Source organism: Candidatus Hydrogenedentota bacterium (assembly GCA_018005585.1).
Lineage (GTDB): Bacteria > Hydrogenedentota > Hydrogenedentia > Hydrogenedentales > JAGMZX01 > JAGMZX01.
On the sequence record JAGMZX010000288.1, the window covers coordinates 1 to 2,514 of the forward strand.

A 2,514-nucleotide genomic window follows, 5' to 3' on the forward strand; every position below is an offset into this window, starting at 1 on the left:
CGGTCATCATCGACCTCTACGGGTCCGCCACGCCCCTGCCCGTATTCAGTTGCGGCGCGGCGGCGGGTTCGGCCGCTTCCGGCTGGGGCGACGTTGCCATCCTCGCGGGAACAGCGCTTGCTTTGGCCCGTTTCTTCGCGGCGCGACGCGCCCGCAGGGTGAAGCGCGCAGGAGCCGAGCGCATGACAAGTGCTTGAGACACGCGCCGGGGGCGCCGCGTCTGCGTGGAGGCGGCGTCCCCGGCGGTTCGCTCGAAGCGCGTGGCTACCTGCGCTCCGTTTCGGTCTTCGTGCTGCCTTGATTCTGTTGTTGGGGCTGTGACTGTTGCTTTTGCTGCTCCTGCGACTGGCGGCGGCGCTCGTAATAGCGCTTGCGGCGCGGACGTTCCGCATCCGGGCGGTCATCTTCGCGGCGCTGCCGTTCCTCTTCGTCCGCCTTCTCCTTCTCCTCCTGTTTCTGCTGTTCCTTCTCTCTTCTTTTCTTCCGCTCGCGCGCCGCCTCCGTGCGGCTTTGCCCGCCGCCCGCGTCGTTGCTGGCCAGTTTGTCTCCGGCGGCGTCGCCCTCCTCGGCGATATAGGGCGCGGGGAGTTGCTCGAGCAGCGCGTTGAACCGCTCCTTGATGGCAAGGACCTCGATGTCCTCCGATTCCGTCACCTCCCGGTACCCGGAGCCGTTGCGGGAATCACCGCAGTCGTACAAGCGGCCATAATGGAGCGGCGAGTTGTCTTCGAGTAGCCACCGCTGCGTGCGCAGGATGCGCCGGTCGCCGATATAACTGAAAATCCACTCGCGGGTCTGGCCGGTATCGCCGCACAGGAACGGCGCGAGCGAATGGCCGTCTATGGGCCGGTCCGCGGGCAACGGCGCGGCGGCGAAGTCGCACAAGGTCGGGAGCACATCCGAGAGATCAGTCAATTCGCCGGTGGCGCCGCGCGCCTTCACGATACCGGGCCCGTTCACGATCATCGGCACGCGCGCGCCGAGTTCCGTAGGATCGCCCTTGCCGTCGCCGCCCGTGCCGTTGTCGCCGGTAAACAGGACGACCGTGCTCTCGCGCAGCCCCAGTTCGTCGAGCACCGCGACGAGCCGCCCGACAATCTTGTCCATGTATTCGACCGCGCCCTGATACACAAGCGGGGGCCTGTCATATTTAGGGTCTTCCAGCGCTTTCGTGTCCGGCGTGCGCAGGTGCGGCCCATGCGTCAGACACATGGGGAAATAGGCGAGGAATGGCCGCTGCCTGTTCCGGCGCACGAAATCGTTCAGGAAGTCCGCGTGCAGGTCGGGTCCGTAATCTTCCGGTTTCGTGGGGACATACTCGCCGTTCTTCATCAGGCTCGGGTGCCAGTAACGCGCGGTCCTGCCGTCTTTTTTCCCCTCCCACGCGCCGGTGTGCTCGACCCCGGCGGGCAGGTTGTGCTTGTACGCCCAGATCAGATATTCGTCGAAGCCGCATTCGTGAATCAGCCCCGGAACCTCGCCGGAAAGCTGCCATTTGCCCGCCAGCGCCGTCGCGTAGCCCTGCTGCTTGAGCAACTGCGCGAAATTCACGTGGTGCGTCATGTCCTCGACCGGGTCGTCCGGGTCCGGCCCCCCGCGCCGGTTCGCGAAGTTGTAGACACCGTTGTGGCAGCCATACTGGCCCGTCATGACCATGAGTCGGGTCGGATGGCAGATGGGCGTCGCGTAGCAGGTCTGGAATTGCACGCCCGACTGCGCGAGCGCGTCCAGATGCGGCGTCCGGTGCGCCGGGTGGCCGTAGCAGCCCAATTCCTTCGCGCCGATATCGTCCGCCATGATTACAAGGAAATTGGGCGGACGCTTCGTGCCGGATTCCTGCGCATACGCGCGGTACGTCGGCCACGCCGAAACGCCCGCGGCGGCGCTTGCCGCCAACGCCAGAAACTGCCGCCGGTCCATTGAGGTGTTCATGCGTCTCTGCTCCTATTGCCGCCGCCGCATGCGGAACTGCGCGAGCGCGCCCGTCACGGCGAGCAACATCCAGCATCCTGCGAGAATCCAAGGCACGCGCGCCCGCCATACGGCATCGTCGAGGTACGGTTCGAGGCCGAAGCCGGCGACGATGAACGCGGCCATATACACCGTAACCCACGCGCCGACGGCCGCGGTGGCGAAGGTCATCGCGGTCCGTTCGAGCAGCAGCGCCGCCAGCCCGCCGCCAACTGCCGCGCCGATCAACGCGTAGGGAACCCAGTTCTCGAGCCGGTCGCCGAGCGCGGCCTGTGCGATGACCAGCCCGCCCAGCACGCCCAGACAGAACACGCCCACCCGGTAGAGCCAGTACAACGCCATGGCGCCGCAGACGCCGCCGAACGCAAGCGCGGCGGCCATGGCCGTCAGATTGCCGCCGCTGAGCCAGCCCGCAAGCAAGGCCGCAACCGCGCCCGCCAGCGCGAACCCCGCAAGGGCCAGGAGCAAGCGAAACAGGGGATAGCCGAAGTAACAGTACAACAGGCCGGCAACAGCCAGCGCACCGAGCCCGAAGCGCACCTG

General features: G+C 66.7%; 3 protein-coding genes. 1 reads left to right on the forward strand and 2 read right to left on the reverse strand.

The annotated features are described in order from the left end of the window. On the forward strand, positions 1-197 hold a 197-nt coding region (locus tag KA184_23835), incomplete at its 5' end, for a hypothetical protein (protein ID MBP8132623.1). Positions 198-264: 67 nt separating this feature from the next. Here KA184_23835 and KA184_23840 read toward each other — a convergent pair. Continuing rightward, the gene (locus KA184_23840; protein MBP8132624.1) at positions 265-1,932 is read right to left on the reverse strand and encodes a sulfatase-like hydrolase/transferase; all 1,668 of its coding nucleotides are present in this window, start codon (positions 1,930-1,932) and stop codon (positions 265-267) included. A 12-nt stretch (positions 1,933-1,944) separates the two neighbouring features. Then, positions 1,945-2,514, reverse strand: a 570-nt coding sequence (locus KA184_23845; GenBank protein ID MBP8132625.1) for a DUF4203 domain-containing protein, incomplete at its 5' end; no start/stop codon positions are given.

Bases quoted from the DNA above. Each gene is read 5' to 3' on its own strand.
- KA184_23840 (MBP8132624.1), bottom strand. From the start codon at position 1,932: ATGAACACCTCAATGGACCGGCGGCAGTTTCTGGCGTTGGCGGCAAGC.